This is a genomic window from Marinibaculum pumilum (assembly GCF_042646425.1).
Lineage (GTDB): Bacteria > Pseudomonadota > Alphaproteobacteria > Ferrovibrionales > Ferrovibrionaceae > Marinibaculum > Marinibaculum pumilum.
In genome coordinates, this window is record NZ_JBHRTR010000054.1 from 103,684 (window position 1) to 123,500 (window position 19,817).

At 70.9% G+C, this 19,817-nt stretch carries 14 protein-coding genes and 1 pseudogene; 7 read left to right on the forward strand and 8 right to left on the reverse strand.

Features of this window, described 5'->3' with window-relative positions; genetic code table 11:
- From ACFOGJ_RS27505 to ACFOGJ_RS27515, 3 genes are all read left to right on the forward strand, one after another.
- Positions 1–482: (2Fe-2S)-binding protein (locus tag ACFOGJ_RS27505; RefSeq protein WP_379906491.1), on the forward strand; the 482-nt coding region annotated here is incomplete at its 5' end.
- On the forward strand, positions 469–1,974 hold the full coding sequence (gene cysG / locus ACFOGJ_RS27510) for a siroheme synthase CysG (RefSeq protein WP_379906492.1): 1,506 nt from the start codon (positions 469–471) through the stop codon (positions 1,972–1,974). The genes ACFOGJ_RS27505 and cysG, both read left to right, overlap by 14 nt.
- Positions 1,975–2,057: 83 nt before the next feature.
- Positions 2,058–5,177, forward strand: a complete 3,120-nt coding sequence (locus ACFOGJ_RS27515; protein ID WP_379906493.1) for a bifunctional diguanylate cyclase/phosphodiesterase — start codon at positions 2,058–2,060, stop codon at positions 5,175–5,177.
- Between the two features lie 346 nt (positions 5,178–5,523).
- On the opposite strand, the gene ACFOGJ_RS27520 is transcribed toward ACFOGJ_RS27515, so the two are convergent.
- Positions 5,524–5,841: an NfeD family protein gene (locus ACFOGJ_RS27520; protein WP_379906494.1), complete on the reverse strand. Its 318-nt coding sequence runs from the start codon at positions 5,839–5,841 to the stop codon at positions 5,524–5,526.
- A 16-nt stretch (positions 5,842–5,857) separates the two neighbouring features.
- On the reverse strand, positions 5,858–6,745 hold the full coding sequence (locus ACFOGJ_RS27525; protein ID WP_379906495.1) for an SPFH domain-containing protein: 888 nt from the start codon (positions 6,743–6,745) through the stop codon (positions 5,858–5,860).
- 35 nt (positions 6,746–6,780) lie between these two features.
- Between ACFOGJ_RS27525 and ACFOGJ_RS27530 the strand changes: the two genes are divergently transcribed.
- Positions 6,781–8,175 carry an adenylate/guanylate cyclase domain-containing protein gene (locus ACFOGJ_RS27530; protein ID WP_379906496.1) on the forward strand — a complete coding sequence of 465 codons (1,395 nt, stop codon included), beginning with the start codon at positions 6,781–6,783 and terminating at the stop codon, positions 8,173–8,175.
- Positions 8,176–8,257: 82 nt separating this feature from the next.
- Here the strand turns inward: ACFOGJ_RS27530 and ACFOGJ_RS30360 are convergent, their stop codons facing one another.
- From ACFOGJ_RS30360 to ACFOGJ_RS27550, 5 genes and pseudogenes are all read right to left on the reverse strand, one after another.
- The gene (locus tag ACFOGJ_RS30360) at positions 8,258–8,452 is read right to left on the reverse strand and encodes a cold-shock protein (RefSeq protein ID WP_449288615.1); all 195 of its coding nucleotides are present in this window, start codon (positions 8,450–8,452) and stop codon (positions 8,258–8,260) included.
- 342 nt (positions 8,453–8,794) lie between these two features.
- Positions 8,795–9,865, reverse strand: a pseudogene (locus ACFOGJ_RS27535) (DEAD/DEAH box helicase); the annotation flags it as partial.
- Between the two features lie 285 nt (positions 9,866–10,150).
- The gene (locus ACFOGJ_RS27540; RefSeq protein WP_379906498.1) at positions 10,151–11,146 is read right to left on the reverse strand and encodes a calcium/sodium antiporter; all 996 of its coding nucleotides are present in this window, start codon (positions 11,144–11,146) and stop codon (positions 10,151–10,153) included.
- 156 nt (positions 11,147–11,302) lie between these two features.
- On the reverse strand, positions 11,303–11,743 hold the full coding sequence (locus ACFOGJ_RS27545) for a tellurite resistance TerB family protein (RefSeq protein ID WP_379906499.1): 441 nt from the start codon (positions 11,741–11,743) through the stop codon (positions 11,303–11,305).
- Between the two features lie 234 nt (positions 11,744–11,977).
- Positions 11,978–12,415 carry a VOC family protein gene (locus ACFOGJ_RS27550; protein ID WP_379906500.1) on the reverse strand — a complete coding sequence of 146 codons (438 nt, stop codon included), beginning with the start codon at positions 12,413–12,415 and terminating at the stop codon, positions 11,978–11,980.
- Between the two features lie 170 nt (positions 12,416–12,585).
- Between ACFOGJ_RS27550 and ACFOGJ_RS27555 the strand changes: the two genes are divergently transcribed.
- On the forward strand, positions 12,586–13,521 hold the full coding sequence (locus ACFOGJ_RS27555) for a calcium/sodium antiporter (RefSeq protein ID WP_379906501.1): 936 nt from the start codon (positions 12,586–12,588) through the stop codon (positions 13,519–13,521).
- Between the two features lie 34 nt (positions 13,522–13,555).
- Here the strand turns inward: ACFOGJ_RS27555 and ACFOGJ_RS27560 are convergent, their stop codons facing one another.
- Entirely contained in the window at positions 13,556–15,718 is a 2,163-nt protein-coding gene (locus ACFOGJ_RS27560; protein ID WP_379906502.1) for a molybdopterin-containing oxidoreductase family protein, read from the reverse strand.
- A 223-nt stretch (positions 15,719–15,941) separates the two neighbouring features.
- Between ACFOGJ_RS27560 and ACFOGJ_RS27565 the strand changes: the two genes are divergently transcribed.
- Together ACFOGJ_RS27565 and ACFOGJ_RS27570 are read left to right on the forward strand one after the other, a co-directional pair.
- Entirely contained in the window at positions 15,942–16,832 is an 891-nt protein-coding gene (locus ACFOGJ_RS27565) for an AraC family transcriptional regulator (protein ID WP_379906503.1), read from the forward strand.
- 312 nt (positions 16,833–17,144) lie between these two features.
- Complete coding sequence (locus tag ACFOGJ_RS27570; protein WP_379906504.1) at positions 17,145–19,781, forward strand: HWE histidine kinase domain-containing protein; 2,637 nt, start codon at positions 17,145–17,147, stop codon at positions 19,779–19,781.
- Positions 19,782–19,817: the final 36 nt, after the last annotated feature.

Below are 19,817 nucleotides of genomic sequence, written 5' to 3' on the forward strand. Positions count from 1 at the left end.
CGCTGGCGCGCTGCCGCCGGGGCTGGCGGCTGGAACTGGCCGGCGACGGCCCGGCCGGGGACCCGGCGGCCATTGCCGCCGCCGTCCTGGGCGGTATCGGCGACGGCGAGCAGGTCTATGCCGATGCGGCAAGCGGCAGCTACCGCCTCGCCCGCTTCGCCGGCGACCGGCTGGTGGCGGCGCTCTATCTCGCCCCGGGCCCGGTCGCGGTGTCGCGGGCCTGGCTCGCCGACCTGCTGGGCCGCGAGATGCCGTCGCCGCAGGACCGCATGGCGCTGCTGGCCGGCCGGCCGGGCGGCGACCGGCCCGATCCCGGCGCCACCGTCTGTGCCTGCTTCGCCGTCGGTGCCAACACCATCCTGCAGGCGGTGGGCCGCGGCTGCGCCACCGTCGATGCGATCGGCGCCAGCCTGGGCGCCGGCAGCAATTGCGGCTCGTGCCGCGCCGAGATCGGGGAGCTGATTCGCCATGCCGGACGCTGAGCTGCCGGCGGGGCCGGCGATCCCGGCGGGGAAGCCGCCTGCCCGGGGCCGGGCCGTCGGGCCGCTGGCCGCCCTGCCCCTGTTCATGAACCTGCACGGCCGGCGCGCCCTGGTCGCCGGCGATGCCGACGGCGCCGCCTGGAAGGCGGAACTGCTGGCCGCGGCGGGCGCGGAGGTGCTGCTCTGTGCCCCCGCGCCCGGCGCGGCGCTGGCGGCGCTGCTGGCCCGCGGGCCTGCCGCCGGCAGCCTGCGCCATCTGCCCCGCACCTGGCAGCGGCAGGATTTCGCGGGCCTGTCGCTGGCCGTCTGCCACACCGCCGACGACGGGGCTGCCGCAGCCTTCGCCGCGGCGGGACGGGCGGCAGGCGTGCCGGTCAGCCTGGTGGACCGGCCGTCGCTGAGCGACGTGACCTTCGGCAGCATCGTCGAACGCGGACCGGTGGTGGTCGGCATTTCCACCGGCGGCGCCACCCCGGCCCTGGCACAGGCGATCCGCCAGCGGATCGAGACCGCCCTGCCCCGCAGCCTCGGCGGCTGGGCCGCAACAGCCCGGCTCTGGCGGTCCCGGATCGCCGGCCGGCTGCCCCTGCCAGGCCTGCGCAGCGCCTTCTGGCGGCGCTTCGCGGAGCGGGCCCTGGCCGGCGCGCCGCCGCCGGAGGAGGCCGGCATGGCGGCGCTGCTCGCCGATGCCTGTGCCACGCCCGGCGGGCGGGTGACCCTGGTCGGCGCCGGGCCGGGCGATGCCGGGCAGCTGACCCTGGATGCGGTGCGGGCCCTGCAATCGGCCGACGTGATCCTGTTCGACGACCTGGTCTCCGACGCCGTCCTGGAGCTGGCCCGGCGCGAGGCGCGGCGCATGCTGGTGGGCAAGCGGGCGGGCCGGAAGACCTGCCAGCAGGCGGACATCAACGCCCTGATGCTGAAGCTGGCACGCCAGGGCCGGCATGTGGTGCGGCTGAAATCGGGCGATCCCGGCATTTTCGGCCGCGGCGGCGAGGAGATCGCCGACCTTGCCGCGGCGGGAATCCCGGTCGCCGTTGTGCCCGGCATCACCGCCGGGGTGGCGCTTGCCGCCCGGCTGGGCATCTCGCTGACCCACCGGGACATGGCGCATTCGGTCCGCTTCGTCACCGGCCATTCGCGGCTTGGGCAGTTGCCCGACGACCTGGACTGGCGGGGCCTTGCCGACCCGGAAACCACGACATTGTTCTACATGGCTGGCCGCACCGCGGCCGCGCTGGCCGCGCGGCTTCTGGCGGAAGGCCTGCCGGCGACGACCCCGGCCGTGGTTGCCGTCGCCATCGGCCGCGACGGGGAGGATATCTGGCGGGGCGACCTGGCGGCACTGGCGGCCCGCGAGGCGCCGCCGGCGGCGGATGCGCCGGTCCTTGTGGCCATCGGCCAGGTACTGGCACAGGCGGTCCTGGCGACCTCCGACAGCCGGGCGGCGGACATCGCATTGCCGCCGGCCATGACGGCGGCGGGCGCTTAAAGCTTCCTTTACGGCGATGGCCCCATTCTCCTGCCATGCCGGCGCGATTCCGGCGCGGCAGAGATGTGACCCGGTCGCCCTTCATGAACAGGCCAGAGCCCGACGCAAAGAGTGGCGACGCCACCGATCCCGGCCCAGGGGGCGGGACGTCGGAGCCCGCCCTGCCGCCCGCATTCGGTGGCGGCCTGAGCCACAGGCTGTCCGGCCGCCTGTTCTGGGGAAGCTGGGCGCTTGCCTTTCTCGCCGTCGCCCTGGCCGCCACGATCTCCTGGCGGGCCACCGAGGCCGAGGGCGAGGATCTCGCCGCGGGCTATGCCGCCAGCGCGAAAGCGATCCGGCTTGCCCTCGCGGCCACGCTGCAGGACCGGATCGGACGCGCGGTGCAGGACCTGGCGACGACCCGCCCCGATGCCGAGGCGGCGGGCAGCCGACCGGTCCACGACCCGCTGGCCGCCGACGGCTTCCTGACGTCGGTGCTGACGACGGGCGCGGACGGTCCGCGTCTTCTGCGCGGCAGGCGGCCCCACGACGAGACCCTGGCGGAGCTTGCGGCGGCCTGTGACGGGCTTCGCGGCGGGGAGACGACGGAGGCCACCACCCTGCCGCCGCTGCGCGACGGTCCGCAGGGCGAGTGGCTGATCCCGCTGACCCGCACCTCCGCCTTCGGCCGCGGCTGCGACGGGCCTATCGCCCTGCTGCGCAGCGGCTTCGTGAACGACTTCCTGCGATCCCTGGACATCGATTTCGCGGTGCTCACCGATACCGACGGTACGATCCTTGCCCGATTCCCCGACGCGCAGGGTCAGACCGGCCGCTCGCTCGGCCGGGCCAGCGTGTTCGCGCGCGCCTGGCGGCGCCGGACCGAAGGAACCATCACCAGCGTCTCCCCCGTGGACGGCAAGGTTCGGATCAATGCCTATGCCGGGCTTCCCGACCTGCCCCTGGTCCTGGCGGTGGGCTATCTGCACGACCGGGTCGATGCGATGGTCGCCGCCGAGCATGAGCGCATGACGATCAATTTCGGTGCGCTGACCCTCGCCCTGCTGCTTGCCTGCGGCGTCAGCCGGCGCTTCTTCTTCGGCTACCTCGACAGCCGCGAGACCCTGCACCGCCAGCACGAGGAGTTCCGCCGCCGCTGGGAGTTCGCCGTCGAGGGTTCCCGCCAGGGCGTCTGGGACTGGGACCGGCCGCAGGGCCGGATCTTCATCTCGCGCCTGGGCCGCGACCTGCTCGGCTATGCCGACCGGGCGGAGGAGATGGCGGTCGAGGAATGGTTCGCCCTGTTCCATCCCGACGACCGTGCCGCCGCGCAGCAGGCCCTGGACGCCTTTCTGGACGGCCAGATCCCCCATCTGGAGCACCGGATGCGCATCCGTGCCGGCGATGGAAGCTGGCGCTGGCTGGTGTTGCGCGGCATGGCGCTGGCCGCCGCGCGGAACGGCGAACCGCAGCGCATCATCGGCACCTTCGCCGACGTGACGGAGGAGGAGCAGGCCAACCTGGAGGCCCGGCTGGCGGCGACCGTCCTCTCCCAGGCGGCGGAAGGCGTGGTCATCACCGACGACCAGAACCGGGTGGTGAAGATCAACAGGGCCTATACCCGGATCACCGGCTACGAGGAGGCGGAGGTGCTGGGCCGCAACCCGGGCTTCATCGGCGCCGGCCGGCAGGACCGTGCCTTCTACCAGGCGATGTGGCAAAGGCTGGAGCAGCAGGGCCATTGGCGCGGCGAGGTCTGGAACAGGCGGAAGGACGGCACCGTCTATGCCCAATGGCTGTCGATCAGCGTGGTGCATGACGCGGCCGGCAAGGTGGTGCGCCATGTCGGCATCTTCTCCGACATCACCAACCAGAAGAAGAAGGAGGAGCTGATCGAGCGCCATGCCTATTACGACGCGCTCACCGGCCTGCCCAACCGGCGGCTGCTTCTCGACCGCCTGGAACAGGAAGTGCTGCGCGGCGCCGCGGAAGGCGGCGCCTTCGCCCTGGTGTTCGTGGACCTGGACCATTTCAAGGAGATCAACGACTCGCTCGGCCATGTCGCCGGCGACCAGGTGCTGACGGAGACCGCCCGCCGCCTGGAATCCTGCGTCCGCGCCGGCGACACCGTTGCCCGCCTGGCCGGCGACGAGTTCGTGATCCTGACCCATATGGACCGCGGCCCGGCACGGGACGGCGCCGGCGACCCGGTCACCGTGTCGGTCGCCCAGCGGCTGATCCGTTCCCTGGCGCAGCCGATCCAGTGCGCCGGGCAGGAGGTCCAGATCTCCGCCAGCGTCGGCATTGCCTGCTACCCGACCGACGGGGAGGACGCCGCCACCCTGCTGGCCAGCGCCGACCGCGCGATGTACCTGGCGAAGGAGGAGGGTCGCAACACCTTCCGCTTCCACACCCTGCACCTGCAGCAGGAATCGCGCGAACGCAACGACATGCTGCTGCGCCTGCGTCGGGCGATCCGCAACGACGAGTTCCTGCTCTGCTTCCAGCCGATCTACGACCTGCGCACCGGCCGGATCGCGGAGGCGGAGGCGCTGATCCGCTGGCGCCGGCCCGACGGCACATTGGTGCCGCCGGCCCGCTTCATCCCGATCGCCGAAAACAGCGACCTGATCATCGATATCGGCGAATGGGTGTTCCGGAAGGTCGTGGCGGTGCTGCAGGACCTGCGCGGCAGCGGTCTGGCGGAGGACAGCCTGCGCCTGACCCTGAACGTCTCGCCGCGCCACCTGATGACCCGCGACACGGTACAGCAATGGCTGTCCCACCTGCAGCGGGCCGATGTGCCCGCCGAAGCGCTGACCCTTGAGATCACGGAAGGCCTGCTGCTGGACGGCAACCCCGCGACCCTGCGCAAGCTGCAGGCCTTTTCCGATGCCGGCATGGCGATCGCCATCGACGATTTCGGCACCGGCTATTCCGCCATGTCCTACCTGAAGCGGTTCCCGATCGACTATGTGAAGATCGACCGCTCCTTCATCAGCGACATCGAGACCTCGGACCACGACAAGGCGATCACCGAAGCGATCGTGGTGATGGCCGGCAAGCTGGGCCTGAAGACCGTCGCCGAAGGGGTGGAGACCGATGCCCAGCACGCGATGCTGCGCGACATCGGCTGCGACTTCGGCCAGGGCTTCCTCTACGCCCGGCCGATGCTGGAGCAGGAGTTCCGCGTCCTGCTGGCGCAGCAGCAGGCCGCCGCCTGACGGCGGCGGAAGGATCGGGGCGCCCCTGCACCCGCCTCAGCGTCGCGGCCGCCCTCGAGGCCGCGGCATCCACAGTTCTCACCGGTGGACGCCTATCCCCCCGCCGCCCTACCCGGTTGCCGTCGCCATCGGGCCTGACCCGATGGCCGCGACGGGACCATGCCGGCGCGCAGCTTCGCCGTACCGTCACGGTCCTTGGCCGATGGCTTGGAACTCTGGGCCCAAGGACGACCGCGGCAGGGAGGGCGCGTCCGCGACATATCTGACCCCCGCCGCCCTTCAGGCGCGGATCCATCCCTCCGGCGACACGACAGCTTGTTGGATGGTGGAAGCCGGCAGCCGGCGTTCAGCTCTTGTCGCCCCTGTAGGGCGTGTCGTTCACATCGACATCGTCGAAGCGGCGGCTGCGCGCGCCCCTGGTGCCGAACAGCCGGCGCAGGGCGAACGTGGTCGCGAGGCTGAACAGCGCAAAGACCAGCACCGGCCAGGCCCAGCCATGCGCCGACCCCTCGAAGGCGCCGCCGAACAGCCAGACGAACAGGGCGGTCACCGCGGCCCCGCCGGCAAAGCCCAGGAAGAAGAAGCCGGGCGCGAAGATCTCGACCGCGCCGAGCACAAGCCCGGCGATCAGCCAATATTCGCCGCCGAGCAGGATGGAGGTCATCGGCCCGCCCCGCCGCTCAGGTCCGCGTACCGCCGAACAGGCGGGCGGCGGTGCCGAACGCCTCCGCCAGGTCGGCGGGCAGGACGATCGTCTGCCGGCCCTGGCTGTCCGACATCTTGGCGAAGGCCTCGACCTGGCGCTTGCGGATCTCGAACTCCACGGCGGCGGTGCCGTGGGTGTGGATCGCCTGCGCCACGACCTCGGTCGCGTAGGCATCCGCCTCCGCGGAGATGCGGCGCGCCTCCGCCAGCTTCTGCGCGGTGTAGAGCTCGGCATCCGCCCTCAGTTCCATCGCCCGCTTCTCGCCCTCCGCCTGGGTCACCGCCGCGCGGCGCGCGCGCTCGGCGTTCAGCTGCTGCAGCATCGCCTCCCGCGTGGCGGCATCCAGGTTGATGTCCAGCACCTCCGCCCGGGTCACGGCAATGCCCCAGTCGTCGGTCGCCTCCGCCAGGTGCTGCTTGATCGCGCCATTCAATGTCGACCGGTTCGACTGCACCTCGTCCAGTTCCAGCCGGCCGATCTCCGAACGCACGATGCCGGCGACCGTGGTGCCGACCGCCGCGTCAATGTCCCGGATCCGGTAGACCGTGCGCTCCGGCTCCAGCACCCGGTAGAACACCACCATGTCGGCCTGCAGCAGCACATTGTCGCGGGTGATCGCATCCTGCTGCATGTGCGGCAGCTGCCGCTCCAGCACCGAGACGCGATGGCGCACCACGTCCAGGAAGGGCACGATCAGGTTCAGGCCCGGCCCCAGCACCTTGTGCAGCCGGCCCAGCCGCTCGATGACATATTTCTCGCTCTGCGGGACGATCTTAATGCCCCGCCAGATGGTGACCAGTATCACCAGGGCGAGGACGAGGATGAGGATCAACCCGCCCGACACGCCCGAATCCGCATCCATCCCAGCATCCTCCCAACGAACAGGCGCCCGACGCGATGGCCCGACCCGCAAACCCAGGCAGAGATACCCCGGTTTCCGCGGCCGCGGAAGCGGCCCCGCAACCGGCGCGCCGTCAGACGCCCGGCGGCCCGCTGCGGGAAGCGGAGATCGCCGCCGAACGCATCGTCGGCATCGTCCGGATGGCGGCCGCCGCGCTGCTGGCCGCCGCCCTCATGGTGGCGGTGTCGGGCGCCGGCCCCGATACCGGCGACAGCCTGGAGCCGGTCTTCCACCGCCAGTACGCGGTGGCGCTGGCCACCCAGGCGGCCTACTTCCTTCTGGGCGCCGCCGCCGTGGCGGTCGCCCGGCCGGCGATGTTCCGCCCCTGGATCCCCTGGGCCTCATCGGCGCTGGACGTGGCCTTCGTGCTGTCGGCGCTGTGGTTCAGCCTGGCCAATACCGGCCTTAGCACGAACTATATCGCCGCAATGCCGGCGGCCTGGCTGCTGCCGCTGATCCTCTGCCTGGGCGCGCAGCGCTTCAACACCAGCCTGCAGCTGGCCGTCACGGCCGCGCTGGCAATCGGCCTTGCCGTGGTGCCGGCCCTGGCGGGCGGCTGGCGGATCTTCGCCGAAGGCGATGGCCTGGTGGACCTGTTCTTCGCCCTGCCCCCCAACATCATGCGCTGGGTCATGCTGGTCGCCGCCGGCCTGACCATCGCCCTGGCCGTAGCGCGCACCCACCGGCTGCTGGACCGGATGCTGGAGGAGGCCCGGCGGCGCGCCGCCCTGACCCGCTACCTGCCGGCAGAGCTGGCACCCTGGCTGGCCGCAGGAGACGGCGCCGGCCTGCATCTGAGCCAGCGCAGGACGGTAGCGATCCTGTTCGTGGACATCCGCGGCTTCACCGCACGCGCGGAACAGCTGTCGCCGGAGCGGCTGTCGGCATTCGTGACCGACTACCGGCGCCGGGTCCAGGCCGCCGCCAGGGCGCATGACGCGATCATCGACAAGTTCATCGGCGATGCCGCAATGCTGCTGTTCGGGGCGACCGGCCCCGCCGACAGGCCCGTCGCCGCCAGCGCCCGCGATGCGCTGGCCTGCGGTCATGCCCTGCTGGACACCATCGCCGACTGGAACCGCGATCTCGCCCAGCGCGGCGAGCCGCCGGTCGCCGTCGGGGTCGGGGTTCATGCCGGCACCGTCTATTGCGGCACGGTCGGCGATGCCGAACGGCTGGAGTTCACGGTGCTGGGAGATGCGGTCAACGTGGCCGCCCGGCTGGAAGCCATGTGCAAGCCGCTGCAGAAGCCGATGCTGGCCTCAGCCGAGGTGCTGGAGGCGGCCGGCGCGTCGGCTGCGGATGGCTGGCAGGATCTGGGCCGGCAGGCGATCTCCGGCCGCAGCGAAGCCATGCGGCTCTATGCGCCGGCCGCGGGCATTGCCGGCTGAAAACGGAACGGCCCGGCATGCGTCGCATGCCGGGCCGCGTTCTTCCGGATCCGAGAGACCGGGCGGCGGACCGCCCGCCCCTTCAGAGCAGCTTGAGATTGCCGGCGGAAACCTTGCCCTTCTTCGGGTCGCGCTGCAGCTCGTAGCTCAGCGCCTGCCCCTCGGTCGGGTGGGCGATGCCGGCGCGCTCCACATCGCTGATGTGCAGGAACACGTCCTGGCCGCCATCGTCCGGCGCGATGAAGCCGAAGCCCTTGCGGGCATTGAACCACTTCACCGTGCCGCGGGGCGCACCGCCGCCGGCCGCCTTGCCGGCATGCGGCGCGGCGGCATTGCCGGTCGTGCCGGGCCCGCCGCGATGCGGCGTGCCGGAGGGCCGGCCCTCGCCGCGGCCGGTCGGCCGCGACGGCCGCTTCGCCTGGGCGGAGGGACGGCGGCGGTTGTCGCCGCGGCCCTGCGGCGCCGCCGGGCGGTCCTCGTCGACGGCACGGTCACCGTTGGCGCCCCGGTCGTACAACGCCGGGATCTTGTTCTTCGTCAGCTTCTCGATGTCGCGCAGATAGGGGCGCTCCGTCGGATCGCAGAACGAGATCGCGATGCCGGTGCTGCCGGCCCGCGCCGTGCGGCCGATGCGGTGGACATAGCTTTCCGGGATGTTCGGCAGCTCGAAGTTCACCACATGGGTGACCTCGTCGACGTCGATGCCGCGCGCGGCGATATCGGTGGCGACCAGGACCCGCGCCTCGCCATTGCGGAACTGCGCCAGGGCCCGCTGCCGGGCATTCTGGGACTTGTTGCTGTGCAGGGCGTCGGCAGGGATGCCGGCCTTGTTCAGCTTCTCCGTCACCCGGTTGGCGCCGTGCTTGGTGCGGGTGAAGACGATCACCCGCGACATCGCCGGATCCTCCAGGATCTCGATCAGCAGGCTGGTCTTCTCCTTCGCGGCGACATGGATCACCTGCTGGCTGACCTTGTCCGCGGTCACGGTCTTGGCGGCGACCGCCACCCGGACCGGATCGTTCAGGATCTCCGCCGCCAGGCGGTCGATCTCCGTCGGCATGGTGGCGGAGAACAGCAGGGTCTGCCGCTCGGCCGGGCAGGCGGCGACGATCTTCCGGACATCGCGGATGAAGCCCATGTCCAGCATCCGGTCGGCCTCGTCCAGGACCAGGGTCTGCACGCCGTCGAACCGCACATGGCCCTGGCCGGCGAGGTCCAGCAGGCGGCCCGGGGTGGCCACCAGGATGTCGACGCCGCGGGACATGGCGTTGACCTGGGCACGCTGGTTCACGCCGCCAACGATGCCGGTGTGACGCAGCCGCAGGTTCTTGCCATAGGCCGCCAGGCTGTCGAGGATCTGCAGCACCAGCTCGCGGGTCGGCGCCAGGATCAGGGCGCTGGCGCTGCGCGGCTGCAGCTTCGGCCGGTGGCGGGACAGCCGGTCCAGGATCGGCAGGCTGAACGCCGCCGTCTTGCCGGTGCCGGTCTGGGCAATGCCCAGCAGGTCGCGGCCCGCCAGCAGGTGGGGGATCGCATCGGCCTGGATCGGGGTGGGGGAAACGTACTGCTCGGCCTTCAGGGCAAGCAGGATCGGCTCGGCAAGGCCGAGCGCATCGAACTGGGACTCAGTCAAGAGAAACAACTTCCTTCGCGCCGCAAGGCATCGGCCGCGGCGGATGGACTCCGGCACGGGGCGAACGCGTTTCAGCGCTTAATCCGCCTTCCACGCGCAGCTGGAGCTAACGGAGGGATAAAGAAGCCTCAGCGGGACCAACCGGTCACGGGACACCTGGGATTCGTCCGACCGGGCGGCCTTGTCGCGGCCTGTGGTCGTATCGCCTGGGGTCGCAGCACATGCCGGCGTTGCGCCGTCCTGCGGGGCTGGCAGGTACATGCGCCCACAGCGGCGCAATGTCAAGGGGCAATGCCGCAGTGCAACATTGCGAAGAAGGGGGCAGCATGGCGGAGGCCGGTGTCAGTGCAGCATCGCGCCGCGATACTGCCATAGGGTGAAGACGAGGTAGGTCAGGATCATCGCGATGCCCAGGGTGCGGCCGAGCCGGGCTACCGTCACCATCCACAGCGAGAAGACCAGGGTCGTCCCGGCCATCACCCACATGTCGATGGCGAACATGTCCTGTTCGACCGGCAGCGGCTTGATCAGCGCGGTCAGGCCGAGGATCGACAGGATGTTGAACAGGTTGGAGCCCAGGATGTTGCCGACCACCATGTCGACCTTCCGCCGCAGGGCGGCGACCAGGCAGGTCGCGAGCTCCGGCAGCGAGGTGCCAAGCGCCACCACCGTCACGCCGATCACCGCCTCCGGCACCCGCAGCGCCGTGCCGGCGGCCACCGCGCCCTGCACCAGGATCTCGGAGCCGATGATCAGGCCCAGCAGGCCGCCACCGAGGAACAGCAGCGCCTGCCAGGTGGAGGAGACGTGAAGTTCTTCCTCCTCCAGCTCCGGCTCCGCGCCACCGCGGCGTTCGCTGAAGAAAGCGTAGGCGACATAGGCCAGCAGCACCGCAAAGAGCGCCAGGCCGTGCCACCGCACGATCTCGCCGGTCAGCATCAGGGCGATAAGCACCCCGGTGGCCAGGCAGACCATCACCGCGTCCTTCACCAGGTTGCGCGGGCGGGCAACCAGGGCGAAGACCGCCGCCGTGGCGCCGGTCACCAGCAGGATGTTGGCGATGTTGGAGCCGATGACATTGCCCAGGCTGAGACCCGGATAGCCGGAGAGATTGGCGTTCACCGAGGTGACCAGCTCCGGCACGGAGGTGCCGAACGCCACCACGGTCGCACCGATGAAGAGCTGCGACAGCCCCAGCCGCTGTGCCAGGAAGATGGCGGCGCCGACGGTCCAGCCGCCGGCCTTGAACAGCAGATAGAGCCCGAAGGCGATGCTGCCGACCGCCAGGATGGCGAGTTGATAGCTGGAAAGCGTATGCACCGCGCTGTCGACGCTCATGCGCTGGCGGAATCCCTGTGCGGTGGGGAAGGGAGCGGCCGCACGGAACGGGTGCCGGCCGGTTGCCCACGTCTCCTAGCATGAGGCGGCAGCGATTCCGAGACTGGACATGCCGGCCGGCCGCGAACGGAGATCGGCGCACCGGGGCTCGTGTTTTCAGATCTCGAAGCTTTCCGGATCCAGCCCCAGCGCCTGGCAGATCTCGGCGACCGCCCGGGTTTCGTCCTCGTCGAACAGGCCGTCCGCCGCGGCAATCGCACAGCAGGCCCGCATGCACAGCCGCGCGGCCGGTGCATTGCCGCGCAACCGGGCGATGATCTGCAGCGCCTCGTTCCGGCCGCTGACAAAGTCGCGCTCCAGCCTGTCGGCAATCGCCATGAAGGCCTGCTCGACATCGCTGGCATCGAAGCCGGACAGGGCCCGGTTGGCCTGCACGAAATCGTGCAGCCGCTTGCGCTCCACCGCCAGGATCACGCCGTCGGCGGCGGCCACAAGCGCGCCGCCCGCCACCACGGCATGCAGGAACTCCCGGGTGCCATGGACCGTGGCTTCCTTCTCAAGCCGCTCCGGCCGTGCCTTGAGCCAGCGCACCGGCATATCTGGTTACTCCCCCGCAGCATGGCCCGGGCCCCCGGCCCGTGCCGTCGCGATATCAGCCCCACCGGCTCCAGCAAGACGCATACCTGCCGGTCGCGGCTAAAGCGTACCGGTCTGCGACAGGACTGGCTGCCCCTGCCCCGGTCGCGTTCCACAATGGCACGCCGGCCGGACCTGCCGCGGACTCAGGGGGGCCCGCCGGGGCTCAGTCGAAGAGATGCGGCCGGATGCGGGTCAGTCCAGACCCGGCTCGGCCGCCATCGCCTGGTCCCAGTAGGCCGCCTCGATCTTGTGGCCGTCCAGGTCGCGCACGAAGCCGCCGCAATAGGGCGCGCCATATTCCGGCCGCGGGCCCGGCGCGCCATCGTCCCGCGCGCCTGTGTCCAGGGCCGCGGCGTGGAAGGCGTCGACCTCCGCCCTGGAGGCGGCAAAGAAGCCGAAAGGCACGCCATTGCCGACAGCCGCCCGTGCGCCGTCGATCGGGGTCTGCACCCAGAATTCCGGAAAGGCCCTGCCATAGGCGACGGCCCCGGGATGTTCCAGCACCCGCCGGCACCCAAGGGTGGCGAGCACCCTGTCGTAGAAGGCGGTGGCACGGTCGAAGTCGTTCGTGCCGATGGAAACATGGGAGAGGATCGAGGGGGACAGGATCGAGGGGTTGTCATCGGGCATCGGAGATTCCTGGCGGGGGCAGTATGGCGACAGTAGCGCCGCGACAGCGACGTGCTAAGAGCGGAAATTTTCCGCGGTGCCGTCCGCCCGCCCCTTGCAAACGGCGGCAAGGCGCAAACCTCTTGTTGCGCACCGCGAATTCTTCCGGCGCGACGGAGCCATCCCCCCACATGTTCATTATCGAAACGGTTGCCGGCCTCGTCCTGCTCGTCGCCGGCGGCGACCTGTTGATCCGCGGCGCCACGGCGATCGCGCGTCGGCTCGGCGTCTCGCCGCTGCTGATCGGCCTCACCCTGCTGGGTTTCGGCACCTCGACGCCGGAACTGTTCACCAGCGTCACCGCCGCCCTGGACGGCGCCCCCGGCATCGCGGTCGGCAACGTGGTCGGCAGCAACACCGCCAACATCCTGCTGATCCTGGGGATGGCCGCGCTGCTGCGGCCGCTGGCGGTGCCGGTGTCAGGCAAGTGGCGGGACGGCATCGCGACCCTTGCCGCGGCCATGGCCTGCACCGCGCTGGTGGCCTATGGCGAGCTGCCGCGACTGGCCGGCATCGCCCTGCTGCTGGGCCTGGCCCTCTATCTGGGCATCGCCTACCGGCACGAACGGACGGCCGGGGGCGACGGCGGGGTGGCGGAGGACGACAGCCCGCTGCCCGGCTGGGGCCGGGCGGCCGCCTTCACCCTGGCGGGATTCGCGCTGATCTTCCTCGGCGCGGACTGGCTGGTGACAGGCGCGATCGAGATCGCGGCCGCGGCCGGCGTCTCCGACACCCTGGTCGGCCTGACCCTGGTCGCCGTCGGCACCTCCCTGCCGGAACTGGTGACCTCCATCATCGCCGCCCTGCGCCGGCAGGGCGACATCGCCATCGGCAATGTGCTGGGCAGCAACATCTACAACGTGCTGGCGATCCTGGGTGTCACGGCGCTGGTACAGCCGATCCCGGTCCCGGCCGAGATCCTGCTCCTGGACATCTGGGTGATGCTGGGCGCCACCCTGGCGCTGCTGCTTTTGCTGACCTGGCGGCGGCTAGGGCGCGGCGCGGGCGCGGTCCTGCTGGGCGGCTACCTGGCCTACCTGACCGTCCTCGCCGTGCAGGCCACCTGACGAGGGCCCGGCTCCGCCGCGCCTGCCCGGCGCCCTATTCGGCCGCCCGGGCCGCGGCCAGCGGGGCCACCTCGACCAGGTTGTCGGAAAAGGTGGGTGCGGCGCCAAGATCGGCGAAGGCGCCGGAATTGACCGCCTGCACCGTCGCCTCGCCCGGGCTGCGGGAGCGCCAGTGGCCCATCGGCGCGACGACGACCCCCGGCAGGACATCCTCGCTCAGCCGCGCCACCGCCTGGAAGCTGCCGCGGCCATTGCTGATCACCACCGGCATGCCGTCGCCGATATTGCGTTCGCGCGCGTCGGCGGGATGCAGCATCAGGCTCTGCTCGCCGGCATGGTGCAGCTGCTGCGGCATGTTGGCGAAGCTGGAATTCAGGAAGGCATGGCTCTTCGGCGACATCAGGTTCAGCGGATAGCTGGCCGCCAGGCCCGGATTGGTCGACGGCGATTCGTTGGGCGGGATGTAGTGCGGCAGCGGGTCGACCGGGGTGCAGGACTGGAACTCCTCCGACCCCTGCCGGAACAGCGGCAGCACGAAATCGCCATTCGCCGCCATCGAGGCGGCGAACTCGCACTTGCCCGAAGGGGTCGGGAAATTGCCGTCCCGGTGCGGCGCATAGTCCGCCGCCGGCGGCAGGTTCAGTCGCGCATAGCCGTCGCGGCGCAGGGCCTCCAGGGTGATGCCGGCCAGTGCCGGGCTGGCCCAGTCCAGCGCCTCCTCGATCATCTGCCGGTCGTCGCGGCGGAAGAACGGGTCGTCGAAGCCCATCGTCGCGGCCAGGCGCCGGAACAGCTCGGTGTTCGGCACCGCCTCCCCCAGCGGCGCCACCGCCGGATTGTTGTAGGACAGGTAGAAATGCCCCCAGGAGTACATGATGTCCTCCTGCTCCAGCTGCGTGGTCGCCGGCAGCACGATGTCGGCATGCAGCGCGGTATCGGTCAGGAACTGTTCGCTGACCACCGTGAACAGGTCCTCCCGGCACAGGCCGCGGATGATCTTCGCCTGCTCGGGCGCGACCACCGCCGGGTTGGCGTTGTAGACGAACAGGGCGCGGATCGGCGGGTCCAGCGCCATTTCCCCGGTCAGGGCCGGGCCCAGGCGCCACTGGTTCAGCACCCGGGTGCCCGGGGTCAGGAAGTCCGGCCGCATCAGCCGCCCCCAGTCCAGGGGGAAAGCCCAGACCGGCAGCTGCAGGATGCCGCCGCCGGGATGCCGCCAGGCACCGGTCAGGGCCGGCAGGCAGGCGGCCGCCCGCACCGTCTGGCCGCCGCCGGCATGGCGTTCCAGCGCCACGCCGATGCGCAGCACTGCGGGGTCGGTGGTGGCGAATTCCCGCGCCAGGGTGCGGATATCCTCCGCCGGCACGCCGGTGATCGCGGCCGCCTTCTCCGGCGTGAAGCCGGCCACCCGCGCCTTCAGGTCATCGAAGCCGAGCGTGTGGTTCGCGACATAGTCGTGGTCCACCAGGTCCTCGGCGATGATCACCTGCATCATCGCCAGCGCCAGGGCGGCATCGGTGCCGGGGCGGATCGGGATGTGCCAGTCCGCCTTCTTCGCGGTGCGGGTGCGCACCGGATCGATCACCACCACCTTCGCCCCCTGCGCCTGCGCCTCGGCGATGAATGGCCAGTGGTGCAGATTGGTGCTCATCGTGTTGCAGGCCCAGAGCACGATGTAGCGGGAGAAGCGGAAGGCTTCCGGATCGACGCCGGCGGTCGGGCCGATGGTCATGAAATAGGCGGTGGAGGAACCGGAATCGCAGAACGTCCGCTCGCTGACCGTGGCCCCCAGCCGGTTGAAGAACGGGTCGCCGACATTCAGTCCGTTGAGTACGCCTTCGGTGCCCAGATAGCTGTAGGGCAGGATCGCGGTGGGGCCGTCCTCGGCGATGATCGCCTGCCAGCGCCTGGCGATCGTGGCCAGGGCCTCGTCCCAGCCGATCCGCTCGAAACGGCCGCTGCCCTTCGGGCCGGTCCGTCGCAGCGGATGCAGCACGCGGTCGGGACTGTATGTGCGGTCCTGGTAGTTGTTGACCTTGACGCATAGGCCACCCCGGGTGAACGGGTGGTCGGGATTGCCGCGCACCGCGACGGCGCGGCCGTCGCGCACCGTCACGAGCATCGAACAGGTGTCCGGGCAATCGTGCGGGCAGGCCGCCAGCACGATCCGTTCCGTGCCGTCCGATCCGTTTGTCATATGAAGCTCCCGCGATCCAATGTCCGTCGCCGGCTCTGCCGGCCGATCGTTCGTTTCCCGTCAGGCTAGATCGGCGACAGTCAGGGGTCACGTCACCGGCTTGCTGTTCTCTTGCCCTGGAATGCTGAAAGCGGCGGCCGGCGGGTCGCGGACCGGACGACGTTCCGGCACGCGAGATATCGGTGCTACCCTGGAACGGTGCGACGAGGCGGAGGATGCACCGGTGCCGCTGGGCGGGCATGGCGAGGCGAAATATCCCCACAGCATGCGGCTGGACAGCAGCGCCGGCCGCGGCTGGACCGGCCTGCTCGCCGAGACCTGGCGCCATCGCGCCGGCGACCTGCCCGACATCGAGCCGCGGGAGACGGAGATTATCGTCCTGACCCGCGGCCGGCTGCGGGTCCGCCGCCGCGGCGACGGCCGGCTGCAGCGCACCGCCGCGGTCCCGGGCACGGTCTGGCTCTGCCCGGCCGGCATCCGGGAAGACATGATCCGCCTCTACAACGACCTGGAAGAGAGCATCCACATCTACCTGCCGGCCGCGCCGCTCTCCGCGGCGGCACTGCAGGAGTTCGACATCGATCCCGACCGCCTGCGGCTGCGTTATGACGGCGGCTTCCACGACCCGGTCATCGCCGGGCTGGCGGGGGCGGTACTGGGGGAACTGCGCCGGCCCGGACCGGCCGGCGCCCTGCTGGCGGAGAGCCTGGCTGCCGCGCTGGCGGTCTACATCCTGCGGCACCATTCCAACCTGTCCCCGGCCGCCCTGCCCGTCGCCCGGGCGGAGGGCGCGCTGGACCCGGACCGGCAGCGCCGGGTGCGCGACTTCATCCTCGACAATCTCGGCACCGACCTGACCCTGGAGCAGATGGCGGCGCAGGCCTGCCTCAGCCGCTTCCATTTCGCGCGGGCCTTCAAGGCGGCCTTCGGCTGCCCGCCACACCGCTTCGTCCAGGCGCAGCGGCTGGAGCGCGCCCGCCAGATGCTGCGCGACCCAGACCTGAGCCTGGCGGAGATCGCCTCGGCCTGCGGCTTTGCGTCGCAGACCCATTTCTCCCGCGCCTTCAAGCAGGCGACCGGCCGTCCGCCCGGCAGCTGGCGCCGGTCGGACTGAACCGGCCCGCTGCCTGACCACCCCGCCGGCCCTCGCAGGCGGCGGGATGCCGGCTTCCGCAATATCGGCCAAGGCGCTATGTTGACATTGCAAGCCTGCTCCAGGGGGCCGCTGTCATAGGTTAATGGCAGGTTGCGCCTTCTGACCTATGGTGAAGCAATCGGGTTTACGGCAGCAGCTGCCGCCCGTTCCGGGCCTCCGGCCCGCATCGCGACCCGGCGCGGCCGGCAACGCGTCCCTGCAGCACCCGCCTGTGCCCCGGGGTCGAGGGCCCGGCAGCATCGGCGTACGAAACCGTAAGGACGAGCAAGCTTGTCTTCCCTGACATCGGAAGAGGTAGAGAACTGGCAGGGCCCGGTCGACCTGGACAATTGCGACCGGGAGCCGATCCACCTCCTGGGCGGGATCCAGGATTTCGGCTTCCTGCTGGCGGCTTCCTCCGACTGGATCATCCAGCACGCATCCGCCAATGCGGAACGCTGGCTGGGGCGTCCGGCGAGCGACATCCTCGGCCTGCCGCTGACCGACCTGGTCGACGGCGAGGCGCTGCATGCGATCCGCAACCGGCTGCAGGGCCTGAGCGGCCCCGACAGCGTGGAGCGGATCTTCGGCATCGACCTGCTTGGCGACGGCCGCAGCTTCGACGCCGCCGTCCATATCAGCGGCCGCAGCGTCATCCTGGAATGCGAGCCGCGCGACCCGGCCGAGGACGATACGGAATTCTGGCGGGTCCAGACCGTGCTGTCGCGGCTGCGCAGCTCCCGCACGGTCCCGGCCTTCCTGCGGGATGCGGCGCGTCTGGTCCAGTCGATCACCGGCTTCGATCGGGTGATGGTGTACCGCTTCGACGAGGACGGCTCGGGCGAGGTGGTGTCGGAGGCCCTGCGCGGCGCCCATGAACGCTATCTCGGGCTGCGCTACCCGGCCTCCGATATCCCGAAGCAGGCGCGCGCCCTGTATCGCCGCAACTGGCTGCGCAGCATCGCAGACGTTGCCGCGGAGCCGGTGCCCGTCGAGCCGCCGCGCAACCCGGAAGGCGCGCCGCTCGACCTGTCGATGAGCATGCTGCGCAGCGTGTCGCCGATCCACCTGGAATATCTGCGCAACATGGGGGTCGGCGCGTCGCTGTCGGTGTCGATCATCCAGGGCGGCGAGCTGTGGGGGCTGATCGCCTGCCACCATTACGCGCCGCATGGCCTGTCGTTCCGCCGGCGCGCCGCACTGGAACTGTTCGGGGAGACCTTCTCCCTGCTGCTGGAGGCCCGCCTGCGGGACGAGGAGGCGGAGCGCGAACGCGACGCGCGCGCGGTTCACGACCGGCTGATGCGCAACCTCGCCCTGGGCGGCGAAGGCCTCACCAACAGCGAGGCCCTGGCCTCGATCGCGCAGGAGATCGAGGGCCTCGTCCCTGCCGACGGCATCGGCATCTGGATCGATGGCGCGTGCAGCCTGCAGGGCGCGGCGCCGGAACCCGACCAGTTCGCCGACCTGGTGCGCTTCCTGAACCGTGCCGCCAACAGCCAGATCTATGCCGTGCGCGACATCGCCGCCGTGCATCCACCGGCCCGCGGGTTCGCGGAAGACGCGGTCGGCCTGCTGGCGATCCCGATCTCACGCACCCCGCGCGACTATCTGGTGCTGTTCCGGCGCGAGGTGATCCACACCGTCACCTGGGGCGGAAAGCCGGACAAGACGATGGCAAGCGGCCCGAACGGCCCCCGCCTGACACCGCGCAAGAGCTTCGAGGCCTGGCGGGAGACGGTGCAGGGCCAGTCGCAGCCCTGGACCCCGGCGGAACGGTCGCTGGCCGAAGGCCTGCGCATCACCCTGCTGGAGGTGATGCTGCGCCTGACCGACCGGGTGGAACGCGGCCGCCGGACCGCGCAGGAGCGCCAGGAGGTGGTGATCGCGGAACTCAACCACCGGGTCCGCAACCTGCTGAGCCTGATCCGGGGCCTGGTGCGCCAGAGCGCGGAACGGGCCACCGACCTGCACGCCTTCGTCGAGATCCTGGACAACCGCATCCAGGCGCTGGCCCGCGCCCAGGACCTGATCACCGACCGCAACTGGAAGGCGGCGCCGCTGCGCTCCCTGATCACGGCGGAGGCCGCCGCCTATCTGGGCCAGAAGGCGGACCGGGTGAAGGTCGACGGACCGCCGGTCCTGCTGCAGCCGGAAGCGTTCTCGACCCTGGCCCTGGTGGTGCACGAGCTGACCACCAACTCGGCCAAGTACGGCGCGCTCTGCGACACCTCCGGCCGGGTCGAGGTCGCCTGGCATGGCGGCGATTCCCGGCCGCTGGTCGTGGAATGGCGCGAATTCGACGGCCCCAAGGTGCGGCCGCCGGAGCGGCGCGGCTTCGGCTCGATGATCGTGGAGCGGGCGATCCCGCACCAGCTGAGCGGCGCGGCCGAGCTGGATTTCCATCCCGACGGCCTGCGCGCGAGCCTGACATTGCCGGAGCAATACGTGGCGATGGGCTCGTCCGACGACGAGAGCGGCGCGGAGGCGCGGCTGGCGCGCCGCGACGAGAGCCCCTCCGTTGCCCGGATGCGCCGGATGATCGCCGAAGGCCTGTGGCAGCGGGTCCTGATCGTCGAGGACAACATGATGGTTGCCATGGATATCGAGAGCTTCTTCCAGAGCCTTGGGATCCGCCACGTGGACATGGCCGGTTCCGTCTCGGAGGCGCTGCGCCTGGTCGGCGCCAACCCTCCCGACGTCGCCGTGCTGGACGCCAATCTGGGCACCGAGTCGAGCTTTGCCGTGGCCGATCGGCTCGGCGCCCTCGGTGTGCCCTTCTTCTTCGCCACCGGCTATGGCGAGACCGACGACTTCCCCGTCGCGCATCGCGGGCGGCCGCGGGTGGCCAAGCCCTATGACCAGACCACCCTGTGGGGGGCGCTCGAGGCGCTTCTGGGAAGCGGCGCTGCCCGGCCGCAGGCCTGACGGAGCGCCCGCCGCTGCGGTTGTAGCCACGGCCGG

Bases quoted from the DNA above. Each gene is read 5' to 3' on its own strand.
- ACFOGJ_RS27550 (WP_379906500.1), bottom strand. From the start codon at position 12,415: ATGCCCGATGACAACCCCTCGATCCTGTCCCCCTCGATCCTCTCCCAT.
- ACFOGJ_RS27545 (WP_379906499.1), bottom strand. From the start codon at position 11,743: ATGCCGGTGCGCTGGCTCAAGGCACGGCCGGAGCGGCTTGAGAAGGAA.
- ACFOGJ_RS27555 (WP_379906501.1), top strand. From the start codon at position 12,586: ATGTTCATTATCGAAACGGTTGCCGGCCTCGTCCTGCTCGTCGCCGGC.
- cysG (WP_379906492.1), top strand. From the start codon at position 469: ATGCCGGACGCTGAGCTGCCGGCGGGGCCGGCGATCCCGGCGGGGAAG.
- ACFOGJ_RS27560 (WP_379906502.1), bottom strand. From the start codon at position 15,718: ATGACAAACGGATCGGACGGCACGGAACGGATCGTGCTGGCGGCCTGC.
- ACFOGJ_RS27530 (WP_379906496.1), top strand. From the start codon at position 6,781: ATGGCCCGACCCGCAAACCCAGGCAGAGATACCCCGGTTTCCGCGGCC.
- ACFOGJ_RS27540 (WP_379906498.1), bottom strand. From the start codon at position 11,146: ATGAGCGTCGACAGCGCGGTGCATACGCTTTCCAGCTATCAACTCGCC.
- ACFOGJ_RS27525 (WP_379906495.1), bottom strand. From the start codon at position 6,745: ATGGATGCGGATTCGGGCGTGTCGGGCGGGTTGATCCTCATCCTCGTC.
- ACFOGJ_RS27515 (WP_379906493.1), top strand. From the start codon at position 2,058: ATGAACAGGCCAGAGCCCGACGCAAAGAGTGGCGACGCCACCGATCCC.
- ACFOGJ_RS27520 (WP_379906494.1), bottom strand. From the start codon at position 5,841: ATGACCTCCATCCTGCTCGGCGGCGAATATTGGCTGATCGCCGGGCTT.